We start from the raw sequence: 15,040 nt of genomic DNA on the forward strand, positions 1-15,040 counted from the left end.
CCAGAATCCATGCCATGTGCGGGACTGGCTCCTGAAAAATTTTAGAATCCCGGGTTGATACCGACATTCACACTGCCATAAAAGACTCCCATGACTCACGTCGTCACCGAAAACTGCATCAAGTGCAAATACACAGATTGTGTGGATGTCTGCCCCGTGGACTGCTTCCGCGAAGGCCCCAACTTCCTCGTGATCGATCCTGACGAGTGCATCGACTGCGCCGTGTGCATTCCCGAATGCCCGGCCAATGCCATCTTTGCCGAGGAAGACGTCCCCGCCGACCAACTGGCCTTCATCAAGCTCAATGCCGAGCTGTCGCTGGAAAAGGGCTGGAAGAGCATCACCAAGCGCAAGGCCTCGCTGCCCGACGCCGACGACTGGAACGGCAAGCCCGGCAAGATCGATCAACTCGAGCGCTGAAGCCGCGCAGCCCATGCAAGACACCTCCGGCACGCAACCGATCCAGACCGATGCCCTCGTCATAGGCGCGGGCCCGGCGGGCCTGTTCCAGGTGTTTCAGCTGGGCCTGCAAGGCATTCGCTGCCATGTCGTCGATGCCCTGCCCCATGTGGGCGGGCAGTGCGCGCAGTTGTATGGCGACAAGCCCATCTACGACATTCCCGGCATTCCGGTATGCACGGGCCATGAACTGGTCCAGCTGCTGCAGCGGCAGGTCGCGCCCATGGACGCGCAACTGCACCTTTCCCAGCAGGTCTCCCAGCTGCAGCGCATGGACGATGGCCGCTGGCTGGCGCAGACCACGCACGGCCTTGAACTGCACGCGCGCAGCGTCTTCATTGCGGCTGGCGTGGGTGCCTTTGTGCCCAAGGCGCTGAAGGTGCCCGGCGTGGAGCTGCTGGCTGCAGGCCAGCTTCACTACCATCCCGCCGATCTGGAAATGGTGCGCGGCGAGACCGCCATCGTCCACGGTGGCGACGAAGAGGCCGTGGCCGCGGCCATTGCCTGCGCCGACAGGGCCCAGGCCACCTACCTGCTCCACCGCCGCGACGCCTTCCAGGCTTCGGCCGCACTGCTGGAGCGCCTGCAGGAGCTGCGCGACAGCGGCGCCATCCGCGTGGTGATCGGCCAGATCACGCAACTGCATGCCGATGCAGGCCAACTGCGCGCCGTGCAGTGGATGGATGGCGAAGGCCAGGAGCACGAACTGGCGGCGCAGCAACTGGTCGTCTGCCTGGGCATCTCCCCCCGCCTGGGCCCGGTCGCCGAATGGGGCCTGGCCATGGAACGCAAGCAGTTGCTGGTGAACCCTGCAACCCAGGCCACCGATGCGCCAGGCATCTATGCGATTGGCGACATCGTCAGCTACCCGGGCAAGCACAAGCTGATCCTGTGCGGCTTCCATGAAGCCACCATGGCGGCCTTTGCCGCCGCCGAGTATCTGCAGGGCGAAAAACCGCTGCTGCAGTACACGACGACCAGCGCACGGCTGCACGCCATCCTCGGCGTTTCCCACCCGCAGGCATGATTCCTCGCGGCCGCACCCCCGCGGCCCTACAGTTTGGCGCGGCAGTGTCGATAGAGTTGGCAGCGTCCACTCATGCACATCAAGCCTATGGTTGCCACACTCGAAGCCCCTCCCAACACCGCCATCGCGCCACCGGCCGATCCGCGCAGCTTCACCTTCCAGATGCCGCTGTTTCGCCCCGGCACGCATGTCACGCAAAACGGCAAGGCCGAGAAGGTCAGCCACGTGATACTGCGCCGCCGCGAACTGATGGTCTACCTGGTCGGCCATGAAGACCCCGTCAGGCCTGAACGGCTGAGCATCACGCCTTCGATGTTCACCACACAGCGGCGCCCTGAAGCCTTGAGCTGGATCCTTTGAAAGAAACCGGGCCTGGGCCCGGTTTCATCGATCATCCATCCAGGCTCAGGCCTCGTTGCGCCCGGCCATCTTCTGGCCCAGGCGCACGGGCGCAGCATGCGTCCACTGCTCGTTGAAGCGAAGCCCTGCCGATGCGGGGAACAGCATGACGACGGTGGAGCCCAGCTGGAAGCGCCCCATTTCCTCGCCCTGGCCCAGGACGATGGACTGGTCGTCATAGCGCCAGTCCTGGACGCGTCCAGGACGGGGCGGATTGACGATGCCGTGCCACACCGTTCCCATGCTGCCCACGATGGTGGCCCCCACCAGCACCAGCACCATGGGGCCATGGTCGGTATCGAAAACGCAGACCACGCGCTCGTTGCGCGCAAACAGGCCCGGCACGCCGCGCGCCGTGACCGGGTTGACCGAGAACAGTTCGCCCGGCACATAGATCATGCGCCGCAGCCGGCCTGCACAGGGCATGTGGATGCGGTGGTAGTCGCGCGGGCTCAGGTAGATGGTGGCGAAATGCCCGTTGTCGAATTGCCGCGCCAACTGCGCATCGCCTCCGACCAGCGCCGTGGCGCTGTAGCTGTGTCCCTTGGCCTGGAAGATCTGCTCGCCCTCGATGGCGCCGATCTGGCTGATGGCCCCATCCACCGGACAGACCCAGTCGGCCGAAGCCAGCGGCCGCACACCGGGCTTGAGCGCCCGCGTGAAGAACTCGTTGAAGCTGGCATAGGCCGCAGGATCGGAATCGGCCGCCTCCGACATGTCCACGCCATAGCGTGCAATGAAGCGGCGGATGACTGCCGTGGTCAGGTCGCCAGCACGCGCCTGGGCCAGGCGCCCCATGACGGCAGTCAGCGCCTGCTTGGGCAAAAGATACTGGGAGAGAACGGCAAGTCGATCAGACATCGAGGTTTTGCTATGAAAGTAATAGAAGTTGTGGGCGGATTCTAGCCAACCCACACCCCTCGCCCTCCACTCCTCCCGCCGCTTTCAGCACTTGTCATACCCGCCTTGAAGCCACGCGCACGATTTCCGGAGGCCGCGGATGAAACGCAGATGACAAAAGGCAGCACCGTTCCAGCAAAAATCCAACCTGTGTTTTGCGTGCGACGGCCGCATTGGGCCGCGCACGCGCAGGAATGCAACGCTGTAGAATTGGGAGGTTTAGCTGTTGCCGGGCTTTGCCTTTGCGACACCATTGTGACCTGGCCTTCCGTTCGGTCTGCGCCTCTTGCGCAGAACATCCACTGCTTTTTCAGCCTCGGCCCACGTACCCCATGTTCTGTGGGCCAGGCAAGGCCTTCGTGGTTCCGACAAGTGAGTGCCGCAACCGACCCAGACCTGAGAGATTGAACACATGGCCAAAGAAGAACTGATTGAAATGCAGGGTTCCGTCACGGAAGTCCTGCCTGACTCTCGCTTTCGTGTGACGCTGGAAAACGGACACCAGCTGATCGCCTACACCGGCGGCAAGATGCGCAAGCACCACATCCGCATCCTGGCTGGCGACAAGGTATCGCTGGAGATGTCGCCCTACGACCTGACCAAGGGCCGCATCACCTTCCGTCACCTGGCCAACCGCGGCCCGGGACCTGGCTCGCGTTGAGCAAAAAATTCGCCCATTGCGAAAATACCCATTTTTTTGACGCTACAATAGCGTTTTAGTCGGAGCGTAGCGCAGCCTGGTAGCGCATCTGCTTTGGGAGCAGAGGGTCGCGAGTTCGAATCCCGCCGCTCCGACCAAATGATTCAAGCCCCTGGTTCGAAAGAGCCAGGGGCTTTTGTCTACATATCTGCAAGGTGTCTACACTTCAGATCGCAAGTGTTCAACCGAGCGTCGCCAGCGCAGCGCCAGCAGCACGAGCACAAACCTTTCACACCCTTGCCGCCAAGACTGGCAACCACCCAGCAGATCGGCCCATGCGACTTTGGGAAATGGCAGCAGCGTGCGTTGAGCCTGCTCCTACAGCCCCGCAAGCCGCGCCAGGCCAGACTGGGACTCCCAAATCAAGAAGGAGCTCCAATGAATTCCAACAGCCTTCAGCGCCGCACAACCCTGGCCCTCGTGATGTCCGCAGCACTGCTGGGTGCATGCGCCCAGACCCAGCCGGCGCCCAATGCGCCCGTCACTGCGGTCATGGGAACGGTCGACCTGAGGGAGCCCGCTCCGCTTGCGCCCGATGCCGTGCTGGTCGTCGAATTGCAGGACACCTCGCGCGCCGATGCTCCCGCCCCGGTGATATCCCAGCAGTCCATGCGGCTCGAAGGCCTCAAGCCGCCCTACAGCTTCAAGCTGCCCGTCGAGCCCAGCCGCCTGAATCCTGCCGCGCAGTACACGGTCACCTCACGCATTACCCAGGGCAACCAGCTCATCTTCATCAATGACACCGTCCACCCGGTCCTGACCCGTGGTGCCGGCTCGAAGGCCGACATGATGCTGGTGCGCGTCGCCCCCTGACCCACTCCTTGAACAACCAAAGCCCGCAGGAAACCTGGCGGGCTTTGTCACGCAGGGCGCCAGACCGCCGTCAAGGCATGGCGCCATGCAGGCGAAAGCCCGGCCGCTCGCAAAGCCGTTCGTAGTAGGCGCGGACTGCAGGCAATTCAGGGCGCTCCATGGGCGCCGACATCCAGCGGTGCGTGGACAGACCCAGCACGATATCGGCCAAGCTCAATTGCGCGCCAGCAGCAAAGGCGCCGGTGCGCGACAACTGGTCTTCCAGAATGCGCATGTGGCGATGCCAGTTCGCCATGCTGCCGGCCAGTTGCATGGGGTCCTGGTGCTCGGGGCTGTGCCTCACCAATCCCATGAAGGCATAGCGCCAGGCATTGTTCAGCTCAGTTGCCTGCCAGTCCATCCACTGCTCGACAAGCGCGCGCTCGGCGGGTGCTGCCGGTCATGGCGGGCCGCCAGGTAGCGGCAGATGGTATTGGACTCCCACAGCACCAGCGGCCCATCAAGCAGCACCGGAACCATCGCATTCGGATTGAGCCCCAGAAATCCCGGCTCCTGAGTTGATCGATGACCTGAGCCCCATTCCTCCTGATCGAAAGAAACTCCCAACTCCACGCAAAGCCACAGCACCTTGCGCACATTGATGGACGATGACTTGCCCAGAATCCTGATCATTCGCTGCCTTCTTCGGTTTCGGTGATTTGCAGACCTGCATTGTCCCGCGCCATCCGACAAGAAATGCGACCGAACCTCCACCGCTGCCGCATGATGCGGGCATGCCCCTGGAAAAGCCCTCATCACGCCCAAGCGCCTGCGGCCCCGCGCTCTCAGATGCCGACCTCTGGACTGCCTACATCGATGCAAGCGCCGTACCCAACCCCGGACGCATGGCCATGGGCGCCGTCATCACCGCACCCGACGGACGCCGCCACCTTCTGTCCGAGCCCTGCCCCGAGCGAGGCTGCAACAACGAAGCCGAACTGCGCGCCCTGATGGCCGCGCTGCAGGCCCTGCAAGCCCTGCAGGCGCGCCGCCTGACCATCTTCACGGACAGCAGCATCCTGGTGGAGCAGTTGACTCCATCGCCACGCCCCATCAAGCCCATCGCGCGCCTGGCAGACCTCTTTGATGAGGCCCGCACCATGCTGACCGGGTTCGAGCACGTGCAACTGCGCTGGATACCCCGCCACCGCAACACCGAGGCCGACGCCCTGGCCAGGGAAGCTCTTTTGCAGGCGTGAATCCCGCTCCGCACCAAAACACACACACCCGCACCCACACCCTTTCGCAGGATCTCGACTCAGGCCGCCTGCTGCCTGTCCAGACGCTTGAGGAACACACCAATCTCCTTTACGACCTGGGCGTCCCCCTTCTGCTGCGCGCAGGCCAATCCCGTATTCCACGCCCGCCGCGCTCCAGCAGCGTCGCCCAGCGCCAGCAATGCCCGGCCCAGCAGCTTCCACGCCACCGAATAGCCGGGATCGAGTTCAGTGGCCCGCTCCAGGTGTGAATGAGCCACCTCAGGCGCCTCGTTTTCAAGATAGGTCTTGCCCAAGGTACAGCGCAGCAGGGCCGAGTCCTTGCCGGATGCGAGCAGGCCCTCAAGCCTTTGCGTCATTTCATTCATCTTCAAACCCCTTCTGCGGCAACACAGGCCCATGGCTCAAGCGGCAAATTCTGCCTCTGCTATAATCCCGTGGTTGTCTGCGCAGGCAATGCTGTATCTCACGCCGGCGCGTCGTGCACTACGACGAAAAAAACAACGGTGACAGCCGCAGAGACGTTCTGCCGTAAAACGATGGTCGCGTAAGAGCCATCGTCCACATTCCCAGAAAAAAGCCCGCTCCACAGCGGGCTTTTTGCATTGCACGGCGCATTTGGCTTGAGGCGGTTGCATCGGAGTACAAAAAAACAGCTTTACGGCTCAGATGCATGCAACTTCGGCTGCTTTGACCCCATCAAGCACCTTGTTTCAATTTACACTTGACAACCAGGAAGGACCGGAGACGCAGATGCAAGCGCTCTCATTCAAAACCCTAGCATGTGTCCTTCCTGGATTGATCGCATGGAACGCTCCATTCAGCGCCCCGGCCGCCTCCGCAGCCGGGGCGTTTTTTCTTGAGCGGCACCACGTCAGATACCAGCCCAGCAGGCGAAAACCGCAAAACACAAGCTTTTTCTAATTCCAGAGGAAATTCTGGGTTTATTTGAGAATGATTCTTGTTTGCGTATATCATACAACCCATGCTGCAGCATTCATGGTGTTGCAGCAGTTCAGTTTCATCGTGGGGCGACTCGTCAGGCCAGTTCAGCCTGCAGTCGTTTTTGCCAGCCAGCGGTATGCCGGTTAGCCAGGCTCTTTTTTCAAGCACGATCGTTTCTGGATATCTCTCTCATTCCTTGCACCGAGACGGCGTCCGCAGCAGCAGACGCGCCACTTTCGCACCTAGCCCGGCCATCATCAAGCAACGGCCTGCGGCTGCACACCAAGATCCTCTCCCACCCATCCCTCTTGCACGCAGTCAGGCCAATGCCTGTCCGCAGTTTCCCCTGCCCCAAAGCAAAAAGCCCGGCATGCACGTGGTGCAGACCGGGCCTTTTCACGGCAGCATCAAGGGTTGCGGCGGCGCAGACGGATGGCCAGCCCACCCATCATCAGGCTCAGCAGCGCGACCGCCCACTCGCTCAGTGACGGAATCGCCGCCGGCGTACCGCCACCTACCGCGGCAGGCAGCACCAGGGCCGAAGGGTCTTCCACACGGCCATTGGCCAGAAGATCGTCATCGCCCAGGCCGCCATCGCGCAGCACGAAGGAGACGACGCGACCCTGCAGCGTTGCAGGTATGCGGTACCAGTGCTGCGTGGTGTTATCTGCCGTGCGGCCCCACTTCCAGTATTCAGCACCACTGGGCAGATCGTTCGGATAGGTCAGCCTGACCGTCACGAGCGCACCCGCATCACAGCCATCGGTATTGAGCTTCAACAGCCCGTGTGGCACCACCGCCCCAGGACGTGGAGTACCCGGTGCCGCCATGACCTGCGGCGGCTCGGCCAGGCGGCAGTTGGCGCCACCGCCCACGACCTCGCCCGCAACCGCAATCTGGCTTGCTCCGGTGATGTTGAATCGATTGGCCGGGTCCACCGCGCCCGCTGCGGTCGCCAGCAGCGGATAGCTGGCAGTCACAGCCGCATGGACACCATCGCTCACGCTCAGTTTCAGGCTGGCCGGGCCGGCTACCGAAGCCATGTACATGGCGGCGCGCAATTGCTGCGACACCTGTTCGGGGCTGCCGCGCAGTTGTATGCCGGGCTGTGCAGCATCGGCATCCTCCAGGCCCAGCACCTGTCCGCCGCTGGCGACAATGGACAGTGTGACGACGGGGCTGTCGGCATCGGCCACCACCACGTCCGCCAGATCGGCCGCCTGCCCCACCACCACCGCCTGCGCATTGGCAGGCACGCCACTGAACGAGGGCGCCTGGCCACCGAAATTCAGCCCCAGGAGGATGGGGTTGTGATCACTGGAACGATAGGCGGTGGGCGCATAGAAGCTGGCCTGCTGATCCAGCGACTTGAACTCGACGTTGTAGTCGAGCACCTCGGGCTCCTCGGCATTGATGGCCCACTTGACCGCACGCCCCACGCTGGACTGGAGGCTGGTGCTGACCAGCACATGGTCCAGCGAACCCCACATTCCGTCGAATGCATAGGACAGCCCCTGGGAGACCTTGACATAGCCGCCGGACTCCAGCGTGGTGATGGGGTCTTCCTTCGCATAGGCGTTGAAATCGCCCACCAGCACCACGTGGGGGCTGGTCGCGCCTGTGGGCCGGGTTGCCAGCCAGTTGCTCAGTTGCTGGGCCGTCTTCACGCGCGCCGCGTTGTTGGCGCCCTGGCCGTCGAGCACGTCCGCATTGCCCGCGCCACCGAGCACGCTGCCCTTGGATTTGAAATGGTTCACCACCAGGGTGAATTGCTCCGTGCTGCCGCCCACGGCAAAGGTCTGCGCAATCGGCACCCGGGCTCCGCCGATGCTTGCGTTGAAGGCATCGTAGGTAGAGACATTGGGTGCCGCTGCGCTGCCCACCGGCGTGACGCGGTCGCTGCGATAGAGGATGGCCACGGTAATGGCATCCGTGCCCGCGCCTGGCACCGTGCCTGCAGCCTCACTGAAGGGTGCCTTGACTACCGCATACACGGCGCCGGCAGGCTTGTCCGCACTCGCGTTCAAGGCGTCGGCCAGATCCTGGATGGCGCTGCCCGGACCAAAGCCATTGTTCTGCACCTCCATCAGGCCGTACACATCGGCGCCCAGCCCCAGCAGATTGGCCACGATCTTGGCGCGCTGCCTGTCCAGCTCGGCAATGCTGTTGGCGCCGCGAATGCCCTGCTGGTTGCCCAGCGGCGTGTTGAACATCACCTGGGAAGAGCCGCTGGTGGCGCCGGTCAGGTTGAAGAAATTGAGAACGTTGGCCGATGCGATCTTGAGCGTGGCCGCTCCCACGGCCTGGTGCAATTCGGCAGCAGAAGGTCGCGCGGCTCCCGTGAACTGCGGCGTCTGCGTGGGCTGCACGCGGTAGCTGGTCAAATAGGGCTCGCTGGCGGCAGCATCAAAGAACTGGTCGAGCACGCCGATGACGCGGTCCACGCCATCGCCAGCGCGCAGCGTGTTGGACGCCGACAGCGGCAAGCCGCCACGGCCCGGCACGAACTCGGGATTCTGGGCCCCGGAGCGATCATCGAGAATGATCTGACTGCGCTGCAGCGTCTGCACGTAGGCTGCATAGCCCGCCACGCTGGGAGCGTTGACTTCGGTGTACTGCGCCAACGGCGTATCGGCAGACAGCGTGACATTGCCGTAGCGGCCCAGCGTGCGGTTGTCGCTCACCACCAGCTTGCCGCCTGCGGTGGCGGATGCCACCTCCACACGCATGCCTTCCAGACGCTCCCATTGCCCCATGTCGCTGACAGGCAGTGCGATGCGCACCGGCTCCGGCAAGGCCGCCGCGCCGCGGACAACGAAGTCCGTGATGGCGCTGAGCTGGGTCTGATTGCGGAACTCGCTCACCGAGGCGGAAATCTGCACCAGCTTGCCCACCGTGCTCTCATCCACGCCAGGATTGGCGTTGCCGTAGTAGACAAAGATGCCCTCCGAGGTAGCAGCGTCTCCATCGGAGTCTGCCGCCTCTTCCTGCACGAAAAAGCCGCTCAGTCCAGGCATATAGGCCGTCACCACGGCACTCACCGTCACCTTCTGCCCCACCAGCGGAGACTGATCGCCAGAGCCCTGGACCGCAGAAATCCTGGTGACCGGAGGCTCGTCTCCCGTCGTGAAGCCCAGCGTCGTGCCGGTCCACACATTGCCCGAGGTATCCAACACCGGCTCGCCCACGGAAACCAGGCTATAGGGCGTATTGACCGCCAGCCGCACACCCGCGTTGAGCGTGATGGTCGAGCCACTGAATTTCACCTGCGCCGCATCGCCAGCCTGCAGCGTTGCCACCACCGTGGCGCCCTGGCGCAGTTCGAAGCTGCCGCTACCGGGCTTCACCGCCTCATCGAAACTCAGCTTGATTTCGGGATTCAGCGCCACCCCGGTCGCCGCCGCCGCGGGAATGCTTGCCTGCAGCGTGGGCGCCGTGGTGTCGGGCAGCGCCAGCGTGATGGAGACGTCATCAATGGCCAGGCCGTGGTCGTTGCCCACATCATTGAGCTCCACCCAACGCAGCCACAGCGTGGCACCTGGCGCCCAGCCCAGGCCGCGCAGATCCCCGCCCACATTGTTCACCCGCCCGGCCACATTGCCGTCCACGGCGGCAGCAGTGCCGGTGGCAACAGGCGATTGCCAATTGAAGTTCGCGCCGGCAGGCAGCCATTCAGGCACGTCGGCAAAGGTGGCTCCCATGCCGTACTCCAGCACCATGGGCTGCCGTTCCGTATTGCCACCGTTGCGCCATTGCTCGCCGTTGAATCGCAAGGCGATGCCATCGACCGAGCCACCCGTGTCATTGCGCACCGCCAGCGCAATCCAACCCGCTACGGCGCCCTGTGCCGGGCTGCCAAAGTAGGCCCCGCCTGATGCCACGCCCCCCAAGGCACGGTCCGCGTTCAGCCCCAGGCTGTAGAAGCCGCCGGTGTTGGAGGCACCATTGCCAGCGACGTAAGAGGTGATGGATGCCAGGCTCTTGTTGAAGAGAAACCAGCCCGGCAAGGTGCTGTTATTGGCCCAGGCCAGCCCCGCCCCGGACGCGGCCAGGGTGTCGAAATCCTGCGTGTAGGTGCCGTTGAAGGGAACCTGCGCCCATACCCCGGCAGATGCCGAAAGAAGCAGGCCCGCACCATACAGGTGCCAACGATGGCGCTGCAATGGCGCACTCATCGGATTGGCCGGGTTGAAAACAAATGGAATCAGCGTGGCAGCAATGGACATGGATGCGCAATAAAAAAACAATGCGCTCCCCCCCATGGTTGCGCAACTCCCGGTTTATCGCGCATGGAGATGACCAGCCTGTGACTCGGCAGATGCTCCTCCGTCCTACGTGCAGACTCGCCTCTCACCCATCGGCCGGCCTGCGCACGGCAGGCATCATCGCCTTCAGTTTCTGCACCGTTTCATTGCCGGGTCTGGGGCATTTCCTCCTCCCTCCCTCTCATTCCCCCAGGAAGCTTTCAAAAAGCACCGGCTCTTTCTTCCCAGGCCAGCGCAAGCCGCTGGCCTTTTTCTTGGGCGCACCTCGTCGCCCCAACCATCCCCATCACCTGTTCTGAACGCGCTACGTCGCTGGTGACCATTCCCGCATCCGCACACTCTTTTTCTTACTGGTAACTTACAAAATATTCATACCCGTGATATACACGCGCATCTCCCACTGAAAATCATCATTGCCATGACATCCGACTACAAGGCCCTGCTGCAACAAAAAGCCGAGCTTGAGAAAAAAATCGACGCACTCATCCAGAATGCGAAAACCGATGCGATCGCTGAAGCAAAGGCGATGGTGCAGCAATATGGCCTGACGAAGGAAGACGTATTCCCCTCCGCCAAGAGCAAATCCGGCAAGCCCGGCAAGGCCAGCAAGCGCAGCGTGGGAGAGCCCAAATTCCGCAACCCAGAAACCGGCGCCACCTGGACAGGCCGCGGCAAGCCGCCCAAGTGGATAGAAGGCAAGGACCGCGCAAGCCTCGCCATCTGAGAATCGACACCGGGCGCCGGCCATGCCTCCCAGTCGGCGCCCCCTATTTCGCCGCGTTGCCATACCATGCGATTTCCAACACAAGGAGGAAACGCACATGAGCAAACAGAGCACAGAAACCCTGTTGGCAGCAGAACTGGCTGACCACTTCATAGAAGTCATCCTGTCCAACAAACCAGAGCTGTTGGTCTCGGGCATCGGCGGGGTGGCAGACCTGCACCACATACAGCACGGCGCCAAGGCCCTGGCGCATTTCCGCCTCACGCTGATCCAGGAACTGTCGCAACAGCCCATGCCCGACATGGGCAGCAGCTGAATCAACCCTGGGCCAGCCTCCTTGCCGAGCCCGCTCCCGCAGCCCGTGCGAAATCCGCGCGATTCCGACGACACCGCAGGACACTTGAAGGCAAAAAAAACCGCCACACGCTGAGGTCATCAGTGTGTGGCGGTGTCTTGGATGGTGGAGCTGGCGGGAATTGAACCCGCGTCCGACCCTTATTTCATGCGGCTCTCAAGAGGTTTGTGTGAGTCCGGTGTGAATTGGTCATTTCCTTCAAACCACGGCTGGCAATCTGAGGCAATTCGGCGTAGAGATACCACAGATCGCGGGATGTTTGCAACATAATGCAACAGACCAATACGAACCTCCAGCGGTCAGATTTGGGTCGCAAGCTTGTCGCGCAGCCGGAAGCCCAGCAGCGGCCAGATTTTCTCCACAGCGTTCTCACGCGCGATACGGCGGCCGATGTCGGCGTCGAAGTTTTCGGGCGACGCGCAGGCCGACTCGCCGGTCACGGTGAAGCCGTTGCGTAGGCGCAGCACGCAGAAGGTCAGCAGGCCCAGGGTGCTCGGCACGTCGCCATGGTCGAGCGGATTCACGGCATCCTGGTGACGAGCGCCCTGCTCGGCCGTAAAGAAGTGGATGCTCATGATTTCGTCCTCGACGTCCTGCGGCGTCACGCGCGGGGCCGTCAGGCCCTTGGCCTGGATTTCATCCTCGACGGAGATGTCCACGCCTGCGGTTGGCACCAGGCCTTTCGCATCCATGCAGCCCAGCGGGTGCTTCGGATCAGCGCGGTATGCGCTCATTCCCCATCGCTGCTCGGCCAATGACGCAGGGGCCGCCTGCACCAGCATCGCGTCCAGCGCATCTCGGATGTTTTCGCCCACATGTTTGCCCGCGTAGCTGGGATTGGCTACCAATGCACCCATGCCGCGTGCCATGGCCAGCTCCAGCTCCTGACGGTGGGTGCACTCGCGCGGCTCGGGCGACGCCGGCTGGCCAGGCACCTGGAACGCCAGGTTGATCTGCGTGGCGCAGAACAGCAAAACCGCGAAGGCGCAGACGCCGACGAAGACCGGCAACGCGGCGCCGCTCGGGGCCGCTCCGACCTTGTAGGCGCCCAGCGTCAGCACGGCGGCCAGCACCGCGAAGGCAGTGGCGATCATCTTGGGGGTAGTGTTGAAGGTGAATTTCACGGGATTCTCCGATGTCCGGCAGCCGGCCGGTGCGGGCCGAACGGCTCAGAAATTGGCGATGCGCTCGCCCAGGATCGTGGACAGTTCGTGCATAACGTCCAGCTGGCGGCGCAGGCGGGCCTGCTCGTCTGCAGGCAGTGTGGGGAATACGGCGTTCTCGCGGATGAACGTGTCCAGGCGGGTGATTTCCTGATCGCGCTCCATCTTCTCGTCCAGCACGCGCTGCTGATGCGGTGGCAGCGAGCTCCCGCTCGCCGGGCGCCGTTCACGGGTCACGGTGGTGGTGGTCACGACACGGCCGTGGTCGTTGTCGTGCTTGGAGACCACCCCTGCCCCGATGCGACCAGACAGGAACAGGCGCGAGTGCGCCAGCTCATGCACGGCATCGACCACGTATGCCTGCACAGGTTCGCTTTCGCCGACACCGCGCACGGTAATGCCGATGGTGAAGTGGAATTCAGTTGCTTGGGTGTGATGGTTCACAGTGCATCCTTGCGTTTGGTTGATGAGGTCACGGGCCAGGCGTCCCGATAGGTTTGGACATCAGCTGCGTGCCCTGCAGCCTTTGCTGCCAAGTCGCCATACGCCGCGCGGCAGTCGTCGTATACGGCGTTGACGGCAGTGGCGTACTCAAGGACGGCAGCGGGGGGAGCGCTGGCAAGTCGCCGGGCGGCATCTGCGGATTGCTCGCGCAGGCTGTCAGCAACAGCGAGAAGGTGGTCACGATCACGGCGCAGCAGCGCCTCGCGGTCACGGGCGGCATTGAGGGCTCCTTGGTATTTGGTGGTCATGGCCTTCTCGGCCTGGCGCACGCGGGCGTCGGCTGCGCGCTGTGCGGTGCTGGTGGCCAGTTGCTGGGTTGTGGTTTCCAGCCGGGCCTCGGCCAGATCAGCGCCGAGCCGGGCCTCCTGGAAGTACCAGACCAGCAGCGCAGCAAGCGCGGCCACGGCGCCGTGGGTGATCGTGTTCAGGCCCATGGGCGACCCCACTTGCGGTGGTTGCGCCAGGACATCAGCGCCAGGACGCAATTCAGAGGCAGCACGCCCCAGGCCTGCGCCGCCAGGATCCACAGCAGAAAAAGCGCTTGGATCGCCAGGGCCAGGGCCCAGGTCTTCGGGTGCTGGCGCCAGCCCATGAGCGCCATGCACAGGGTCAAGGCGAGCACCAGCCACGGCAGGTGGTTGACGATCAGCGCCACCATGTCACGCACCTTCCAGGCACATCGCGCGCTCGGCTTGGCGGCGGTTCTGCAGGCCCTGCACGTACACGCCATCGGCGAAGGACCAATTCGGCGCGCCGCTCGGTGTGCTGGCGATCAGGTTGCAGCCGGCCACGACGTTGCCCAGGTTGATCTGGCGCACGGCCTGCGAGCCGCATGCGCCGTCTTTGCCCACGTTCACCGCAAACATGGTCAGGCCTATGAGGCGCTGCGCGGTCAGGTGGTCCCAGTTGACGCAGCCCAGCACCTCGTAGCCGTACTCGAGCAGCGTGGCCTTGTTGACCTCCTTGCACTCGTCGCTGGTCAGCTTGGTACCGGGCTTCGCGCTCCAGTCCGTGCGGCCTGCGCAGTACGTGGGAATGCCACGGGCCAGCTTGTCGCTGTATACCTGCAGGACGTTGCCCTCCAGGCGCTCCAACGAGCTGAAGGCCAAAGGGGACGTGAGCGCAGCCAGCAGCACGGTCGGGATCGCGCCCTTGCGCACCAGATTCGCCGGCATGCTGGGCCGGGGCGGCATGGGTAGGCCGCTCATTCCTGCAGCTCCAGCGCGCCGAAGTCCGTGCGCGTTTCGCATGCCGTGTGCGGCTGGCCAGTGGCGCGCATCAGGTCCATGCGCATTTGGCGCTCCTGCTGGCGCAGCAGGTGCTCGGCTTCCAAGCGCCGGTTGGCCTTGCGCTTGTAGTACCAGGTGATGATGAGGCCAGCAATGGCCACCAGCGCGCCGACGATGGCAGCCACTTCACTGGCGGTCCACAGACCGGCCCCCGCTGTGCCGGCGCCAAGCACTGACACTTTCATGCCAGTGGTGCCGATGGAGTCAAGGGTTTCGGGTTTCATGCCCCGGAGTGTTCCGA

At 63.3% G+C, this 15,040-nt stretch carries 17 protein-coding genes, 1 tRNA gene and 1 pseudogene; 9 read left to right on the forward strand and 10 right to left on the reverse strand.

Going from position 1 to position 15,040, the window contains the following annotated elements:
* Positions 1-90 precede the first annotated feature (90 nt).
* The 3 genes from fdxA to A4F85_RS04475 all read left to right on the forward strand — a co-directional run bounded on the left by fdxA (position 91) and on the right by A4F85_RS04475 (position 1,846).
* Positions 91-420, forward strand: coding sequence for a ferredoxin FdxA (gene fdxA / locus A4F85_RS04465; protein ID WP_013801644.1), 330 nt, complete (start codon positions 91-93; stop codon positions 418-420).
* Between the two features lie 13 nt (positions 421-433).
* Positions 434-1,486, forward strand: a complete 1,053-nt coding sequence (locus tag A4F85_RS04470; RefSeq protein WP_063325767.1) for an NAD(P)/FAD-dependent oxidoreductase — start codon at positions 434-436, stop codon at positions 1,484-1,486.
* 87 nt (positions 1,487-1,573) lie between these two features.
* Positions 1,574-1,846 (forward strand): hypothetical protein, encoded by a 273-nt coding sequence (locus A4F85_RS04475; protein WP_228676869.1) that lies wholly within the window; start codon positions 1,574-1,576, stop codon positions 1,844-1,846.
* Positions 1,847-1,891: 45 nt separating this feature from the next.
* Here A4F85_RS04475 and asd read toward each other — a convergent pair whose 3' ends face one another.
* The gene (asd, locus tag A4F85_RS04480) at positions 1,892-2,746 is read right to left on the reverse strand and encodes an archaetidylserine decarboxylase (RefSeq protein ID WP_063325768.1); all 855 of its coding nucleotides are present in this window, start codon (positions 2,744-2,746) and stop codon (positions 1,892-1,894) included.
* A 451-nt stretch (positions 2,747-3,197) separates the two neighbouring features.
* On the opposite strand from asd, the gene infA reads away from it, so the two are divergent.
* The 3 genes from infA (at position 3,198) to A4F85_RS30820 (ending at position 4,298) form a co-directional block, all read left to right on the forward strand.
* Positions 3,198-3,446 (forward strand): translation initiation factor IF-1, encoded by a 249-nt coding sequence (gene infA, locus A4F85_RS04485; protein WP_012206460.1) that lies wholly within the window; start codon positions 3,198-3,200, stop codon positions 3,444-3,446.
* A gap of 60 nt (positions 3,447-3,506) precedes the next feature.
* Positions 3,507-3,583, forward strand: a tRNA-Pro gene (locus tag A4F85_RS04490).
* Positions 3,584-3,863: 280 nt separating this feature from the next.
* A complete protein-coding gene (locus A4F85_RS30820; RefSeq protein ID WP_043820605.1) occupies positions 3,864-4,298 on the forward strand; it encodes a YbaY family lipoprotein in 435 nt (144 codons plus the stop codon).
* Positions 4,299-4,368: 70 nt separating this feature from the next.
* On the opposite strand, the pseudogene A4F85_RS29245 reads toward A4F85_RS30820, so the two are convergent.
* Positions 4,369-4,970, reverse strand: a pseudogene (locus A4F85_RS29245) (glutathione S-transferase).
* Between the two features lie 101 nt (positions 4,971-5,071).
* Here A4F85_RS29245 and A4F85_RS04505 point away from each other — a divergent pair.
* Positions 5,072-5,536, forward strand: a complete 465-nt coding sequence (locus A4F85_RS04505) for a ribonuclease HI family protein (protein WP_082848106.1) — start codon at positions 5,072-5,074, stop codon at positions 5,534-5,536.
* Between the two features lie 59 nt (positions 5,537-5,595).
* On the opposite strand, the gene A4F85_RS04510 is transcribed toward A4F85_RS04505, so the two are convergent.
* Complete coding sequence (locus A4F85_RS04510; RefSeq protein ID WP_063325771.1) at positions 5,596-5,922, reverse strand: tetratricopeptide repeat protein; 327 nt, start codon at positions 5,920-5,922, stop codon at positions 5,596-5,598.
* 984 nt (positions 5,923-6,906) lie between these two features.
* Positions 6,907-10,725, reverse strand: coding sequence for an ExeM/NucH family extracellular endonuclease (locus A4F85_RS04515; RefSeq protein WP_063325772.1), 3,819 nt, complete (start codon positions 10,723-10,725; stop codon positions 6,907-6,909).
* A gap of 457 nt (positions 10,726-11,182) precedes the next feature.
* On the opposite strand from A4F85_RS04515, the gene A4F85_RS04520 reads away from it, so the two are divergent.
* Both A4F85_RS04520 and A4F85_RS04525 read left to right on the forward strand, forming a co-directional pair.
* Positions 11,183-11,488 (forward strand): H-NS histone family protein, encoded by a 306-nt coding sequence (locus A4F85_RS04520; protein WP_063325773.1) that lies wholly within the window; start codon positions 11,183-11,185, stop codon positions 11,486-11,488.
* Between the two features lie 97 nt (positions 11,489-11,585).
* Positions 11,586-11,804, forward strand: a complete 219-nt coding sequence (locus A4F85_RS04525) for a hypothetical protein (protein ID WP_013801634.1) — start codon at positions 11,586-11,588, stop codon at positions 11,802-11,804.
* A gap of 338 nt (positions 11,805-12,142) precedes the next feature.
* On the opposite strand, the gene A4F85_RS30985 is transcribed toward A4F85_RS04525, so the two are convergent.
* From A4F85_RS30985 to A4F85_RS04555, 6 genes are read right to left on the reverse strand one after another with little or no spacing between them, the layout of a single operon-like run.
* Positions 12,143-12,967, reverse strand: a complete 825-nt coding sequence (locus A4F85_RS30985; RefSeq protein ID WP_156516928.1) for a Gp49 family protein — start codon at positions 12,965-12,967, stop codon at positions 12,143-12,145.
* Between the two features lie 45 nt (positions 12,968-13,012).
* On the reverse strand, positions 13,013-13,450 hold the full coding sequence (locus tag A4F85_RS04535; protein ID WP_063325774.1) for a crAss001_48 related protein: 438 nt from the start codon (positions 13,448-13,450) through the stop codon (positions 13,013-13,015).
* Entirely contained in the window at positions 13,447-13,944 is a 498-nt protein-coding gene (locus tag A4F85_RS04540; RefSeq protein WP_063325775.1) for a hypothetical protein, read from the reverse strand. Before A4F85_RS04540 ends, A4F85_RS04535 begins: the two co-directional genes overlap by 4 nt.
* Positions 13,935-14,168 (reverse strand): hypothetical protein, encoded by a 234-nt coding sequence (locus A4F85_RS04545; RefSeq protein WP_063325776.1) that lies wholly within the window; start codon positions 14,166-14,168, stop codon positions 13,935-13,937. Before A4F85_RS04545 ends, A4F85_RS04540 begins: the two co-directional genes overlap by 10 nt.
* A gap of 1 nt (position 14,169) precedes the next feature.
* The gene (locus A4F85_RS04550) at positions 14,170-14,718 is read right to left on the reverse strand and encodes a lysozyme (protein ID WP_063325777.1); all 549 of its coding nucleotides are present in this window, start codon (positions 14,716-14,718) and stop codon (positions 14,170-14,172) included.
* Entirely contained in the window at positions 14,715-14,984 is a 270-nt protein-coding gene (locus A4F85_RS04555; RefSeq protein WP_231890441.1) for a holin, read from the reverse strand. The genes A4F85_RS04550 and A4F85_RS04555 overlap by 4 nt, the downstream gene beginning before the upstream one ends.
* Positions 14,985-15,040: the final 56 nt, after the last annotated feature.

Source organism: Delftia sp. GW456-R20 (assembly GCF_001622915.1).
GTDB classification, from domain to species: Bacteria; Pseudomonadota; Gammaproteobacteria; order Burkholderiales; family Burkholderiaceae_C; genus Comamonas; species Comamonas acidovorans.

What these genes read in the sequence shown, in the direction of transcription:
- fdxA (WP_013801644.1), top strand. Translation starts at nt 91, where the DNA reads ATGACTCACGTCGTCACCGAAAACTGCATCAAGTGCAAATACACAGAT.
- A4F85_RS04470 (WP_063325767.1), top strand. Translation starts at nt 434, where the DNA reads ATGCAAGACACCTCCGGCACGCAACCGATCCAGACCGATGCCCTCGTC.
- A4F85_RS04475 (WP_228676869.1), top strand. Translation starts at nt 1,574, where the DNA reads ATGGTTGCCACACTCGAAGCCCCTCCCAACACCGCCATCGCGCCACCG.
- asd (WP_063325768.1), bottom strand. Translation starts at nt 2,746, where the DNA reads ATGTCTGATCGACTTGCCGTTCTCTCCCAGTATCTTTTGCCCAAGCAG.
- infA (WP_012206460.1), top strand. Translation starts at nt 3,198, where the DNA reads ATGGCCAAAGAAGAACTGATTGAAATGCAGGGTTCCGTCACGGAAGTC.
- A4F85_RS30820 (WP_043820605.1), top strand. Translation starts at nt 3,864, where the DNA reads ATGAATTCCAACAGCCTTCAGCGCCGCACAACCCTGGCCCTCGTGATG.
- A4F85_RS04505 (WP_082848106.1), top strand. Translation starts at nt 5,072, where the DNA reads ATGCCCCTGGAAAAGCCCTCATCACGCCCAAGCGCCTGCGGCCCCGCG.
- A4F85_RS04510 (WP_063325771.1), bottom strand. Translation starts at nt 5,922, where the DNA reads ATGAATGAAATGACGCAAAGGCTTGAGGGCCTGCTCGCATCCGGCAAG.
- A4F85_RS04515 (WP_063325772.1), bottom strand. Translation starts at nt 10,725, where the DNA reads ATGTCCATTGCTGCCACGCTGATTCCATTTGTTTTCAACCCGGCCAAT.
- A4F85_RS04520 (WP_063325773.1), top strand. Translation starts at nt 11,183, where the DNA reads ATGACATCCGACTACAAGGCCCTGCTGCAACAAAAAGCCGAGCTTGAG.
- A4F85_RS04525 (WP_013801634.1), top strand. Translation starts at nt 11,586, where the DNA reads ATGAGCAAACAGAGCACAGAAACCCTGTTGGCAGCAGAACTGGCTGAC.
- A4F85_RS04540 (WP_063325775.1), bottom strand. Translation starts at nt 13,944, where the DNA reads ATGGGCCTGAACACGATCACCCACGGCGCCGTGGCCGCGCTTGCTGCG.
- A4F85_RS04545 (WP_063325776.1), bottom strand. Translation starts at nt 14,168, where the DNA reads ATGGTGGCGCTGATCGTCAACCACCTGCCGTGGCTGGTGCTCGCCTTG.
- A4F85_RS04550 (WP_063325777.1), bottom strand. Translation starts at nt 14,718, where the DNA reads ATGAGCGGCCTACCCATGCCGCCCCGGCCCAGCATGCCGGCGAATCTG.
- A4F85_RS04555 (WP_231890441.1), bottom strand. Translation starts at nt 14,984, where the DNA reads ATGAAAGTGTCAGTGCTTGGCGCCGGCACAGCGGGGGCCGGTCTGTGG.